Consider the following 4,367-nt stretch of genomic DNA (forward strand, 5'->3'; position numbering starts at 1 on the left):
GCCATGATCCCGCCGCTGCTGACCGGCCTCGTCCGTACGCCCGCCCGCCGGGTCGCGGCCACCACCGCCACCGGCACGGACGGCGGAGCGGAGCTGCGCGAGCGCCTCACCGGTCTCGCACCCGCCGCGCGGGACGAAGCGCTGCTGGAGCTGGTCTGCTCGTACGTCGCCGGAGTCCTCGGCTTCGCCGGACCCGAAGCGGTCGACCCCGCAAGGTCGTTCAACGAGGTCGGCTTCGACTCGCTGACCGCCGTCGAGCTGCGCAACCGGCTCGGTGCCGCCACCGGCGTCCGGCTCCCCGCCACGCTCGTCTTCGACTACCCGACGCCGACGGCGCTCGTGGAGTACCTGCGGGACGAGCTGTGGCAGGACGGCGCGGCAGCCGTACCGCCGCTCCTCGCCGAGCTGGACCGGCTGGAGAAGACCCTCGTCACGTCGTCGCCCGACGACGCGGGCCGCGACCGCATCACCGAACGCCTCCAGGCCCTGCTGGCCGCCTGGAGCGAGGCCGGTGCCCCGGCCACCGGTTCCGACGGAGCCGGCGTCGCCGAGGCCCTGGAGAGCGCGACCGACGACGACCTCTTCGGCTTCATCGGCAAGGAGTTCGGCATCTCATGACCCGGCAGCTCCGCCCCGCCCCTTCCCACCACTCTGACTGTCCGGCTTCTGCACGAGGGATGCACGCATGAACGAGGAAAAGCTCCGGTACTTCCTGAAGCGGGTGACGGCCGATCTCCACGAGACGCGCCGCCGGCTCCAGGAGGTCGAGTCGGAGGAGCAGGAGCCGATCGCGATCATCGGGATGAGCTGCCGTTACCCGGGGGACGTCGAGTCCCCCGAGGACCTGTGGCGGCTGGTCTCCGGAGAGACCGACGCCGTCTCCCCCTTCCCGACCGACCGGGGCTGGGACACGGGCCGCCTCTTCGACGAGGACCCCGACGGGCGGGGCACGAGCTACGTGCAGGAGGGCGGCTTCCTGCACTCGGCCAACCGGTTCGAGCCCGAGTTCTTCGGGATCTCGCCCCGTGAAGCCCTGGCGATGGACCCGCAGCAGCGGCTCCTGCTGGAGACCTCGTGGGAGGCCTTCGAGCGGGCGGGCATCGACCCGACGTCCATGCGCGGCAGCCGGACCGGCGTCTTCACCGGCGTCATGTACCACGACTACGCGTCCCGCCTGCGGGCCGTACCGCCGGAGGTCGAGGGCTACCTCGGCACCGGCGCCTCCAGCAGCATCGCCTCCGGCCGAGTCTCGTACACCTTCGGCCTGGAGGGCCCGGCGCTCACCGTCGACACGGCCTGCTCGTCCTCCCTCGTCACCCTGCACCTCGCCATGCAGGCCCTGCGCAAGGGCGAGTGCTCGCTCGCCCTCGCCGGCGGCGTGACGGTCATGCCGACCCCCGGCACCTTCACCGAGTTCAGCCGGCAGCGCGGCCTGTCCTTCGACGGGCGCTGCAAGTCCTTCGCGGACGCCGCGGACGGCACCGGTTGGGGCGAGGGCGCGGGCATGCTCCTCGTGGAGCGCCTCTCGGACGCCCGCCGCAACGGTCACCGGGTGCTGGCCGTGGTCCGCGGCTCCGCCGTCAACCAGGACGGCGCGAGCAACGGCCTGACCGCGCCGAACGGCCCCTCCCAGCAGCGGGTCATCCGCCAGGCCCTGGCCGACGCCCGGCTCACCGCCGCCGAGGTCGACGTGGTCGAGGCGCACGGCACCGGCACCACCCTGGGCGACCCGATCGAAGCCCAGGCCCTGCTGGCCACGTACGGCCGGGAGCACACGGAGGACCGGCCGCTCTGGCTCGGCTCCATCAAGTCGAACATCGGGCACACGCAGGCCGCCGCCGGTGTCGCGGGCGTCATCAAGATGGTGATGGCGATCCGGCACGGGCGGATCCCGAAGACACTGCACGTGGACCAGCCGTCGACCAAGGTCGACTGGTCCGCGGGCGCGGTGTCGCTGCTGCGCGAGACCGTGGACTGGCCGGAGACCGGCCGCCCGCGCCGCGCCGCCGTGTCGTCCTTCGGCATCAGCGGCACCAACGCGCACACCATCATCGAACAGGCCCCCGCCGCCGCGCCGGCCGAGCCCGCCGACGCCGCCGAACCCGCCGAGGCCACTGAGTCCGGCGAGGCCGAGTCCGGCGAGACCGCCGCGCCGCGCCGAGCCGTCGTACCCCCCGTCGTGGCCTGGCCTCTCTCGGCCCGTACGGAAGAGTCCCTACAGGCTCAGGCGGAGCGCCTGCTCACGCACCTGCGGGCCCACCCCGACCAGCGTGCCGAAGACATCAGCCGCACCCTGGCCACCGGCCGCGCCGCCCTCGAACACCGCGCCGTCGTCCTGGCCGGCGACCACAGCGATGCCCTGGCCGACCTCGCGGCACTGGCGTCCGACGACACCGCCTCGACGCGGATCGTCCGGGGCGAGGCCGGAGCCCGGGGCAAGCAGGCCTTCCTGTTCACGGGCCAGGGCAGCCAGCGTCTCGGGATGGGGCGTGAGTTGTGCGAGGCCTTCCCGGTGTTCGAGGAGGCGCTGGACGCGGTGTGTGCGGGGATGTCGCTCGAACTGCCGCTGAAGGAGGTGCTGTTCGGGGCGGATGCGGAGCTGCTGGACCGGACCGAGTATGCGCAGCCGGCGCTGTTCGCGGTCGAGGTGGCGCTGTTCCGGCTGCTGGAGTCGTGGGGCGTGCGGCCGGACTTCCTGGCCGGTCACTCCGTCGGTGAGATAGCGGCCGCGCATGTGGCGGGTGTCCTGTCGCTGGAGGACGCGTGCACGCTGGTGGCCGCGCGTGGCCGTCTGATGCAGGCGCTGCCGTCGGGTGGCGTGATGATCGCGCTCCAGGCGTCGGAGGACGAGGTCCTGCCGTTGCTGACCGGGCGGGTGAGTATCGCTGCCGTCAACGGGCCGCGGTCGGTGGTCGTCGCGGGTGACGAGGACGCGGCGCTGGCCGTGGTGGAGGCCTTCGGGGACCGCAAGAGCAAGCGGCTGACGGTCAGTCATGCCTTTCACTCCCCGCACATGGACGGGATGCTCGACGCCTTCCGTGCGGTGGCGGAGGGGCTCACGTACGAGACCCCGCGGATCCCGGTGGTGTCGAACCTGACTGGTGCGCTGGTCTCCGAGGAGATGGGCGAGGCCGACTTCTGGGTGCGGCATGTTCGTGAGGGCGTCCGCTTCCTCGATGGTGTCCGGGCCCTGGAGGCCGCGGGCGTGACGACGTACCTCGAACTCGGTCCCGACGGCGTCCTGTCGGCCCTCGCGCAGGACTGTGCAGCGGGCGAGGGCGCTGCCTTCGCCCCCGCCCTCCGCAAGGACCGCCCCGAGGCCGAGACCGTCACCGCGGCCCTCGCCCTCGCCCACGTCCGGGGCATTGCCGTCGACTGGCACGCGTACCACTCCGGTACCGGAGCCGAGAGCGTCGACCTGCCGACGTACGCCTTCCAGCGCGAGCACTACTGGCTCGACACCGGCACCCTCAGCGCGGACGTCACCACCGTGGGTCTCCGCTCCGCCGACCACCCGCTGCTCGGCGCCTCGGTGACCCTGGCCGACGCCGACGGTCTCCTCCTCACCGGTCGCCTGTCGGCGGCCACCCACCCCTGGCTCGCGGACCACACGGTCATGGGCTCGGTTCTCCTGCCCGGCACAGCCTTCGTCGAGCTGGCGCTGCGGGCCGGCGAGCAGCTCGGCTGCGACCTCGTCGACGACCTGACGCTGGCCGCACCGCTGGTCCTCCCCGAGGACGGCGGCATCGAGCTCCAGATCACGGTCGCGGCACCCGACGCCACGGGCCGTCGCTCCGTGGTCTTCCACTCCCGCGACGACCGAGCGGCGGCCGACGAGCCCTGGATACGGAACGCGACTGCGGTCCTGGCCGAGGACGAGACCGAGCCGCAGACCTTCGACCTCGCGGCCTGGCCGCCGGCCGGCGCGGAGCCCGTCCCCGTGGACGGCCTGTACGGCGTGCTCGCGGACTCCGGCTTCGGTTACGGACCGGCGTTCCAGGGTCTGCGGGCCGCCTGGCGCCGGGGCGAGGAGGTCTTCGCAGAGGTCGCCCTCGCGGGCGAGACCGCCCCGGAGGCCACCTGGTTCACGATCCACCCGGCCCTGCTGGACTCCGTGCTGCACGCCATCAACCTCGGCTCGCTGGTGGAGGACAACGGCCAGGGGCGGCTGCCGTTCTCCTGGTCCGGCGTGTCCGTCCGCTCCACGGGTGCGGACGCCCTGCGGGTACGGCTCTCCCGCGTCGGCCGGGACTCGGTGCGGCTGGACATCGCCGACGCGACCGGTGCGCCGGTCGCCACGGTGGACAGCCTGGCCCTGCGGGCCTTCTCGCCCGAGCAGCTCGGGCAGCGCGCAGGTGCGCACGATG

The 4,367-nt window shown here is 73.2% G+C and carries 2 protein-coding genes; both read left to right on the forward strand.

The features are described 5' to 3' along the window. Positions 1-618 (forward strand): phosphopantetheine-binding protein (locus AQI95_RS43660; protein ID WP_244189112.1); only part of this gene is annotated, 618 nt, incomplete at its 5' end. A 67-nt stretch (positions 619-685) separates the two neighbouring features. Beyond that, on the forward strand, positions 686-4,367 hold a 3,682-nt coding region (locus AQI95_RS43665), incomplete at its 3' end, for a type I polyketide synthase (protein ID WP_159056761.1).

The sequence above is a fragment of the Streptomyces yokosukanensis genome (assembly GCF_001514035.1).
In the GTDB taxonomy this organism is placed as follows: domain Bacteria; phylum Actinomycetota; class Actinomycetes; order Streptomycetales; family Streptomycetaceae; genus Streptomyces; species Streptomyces yokosukanensis.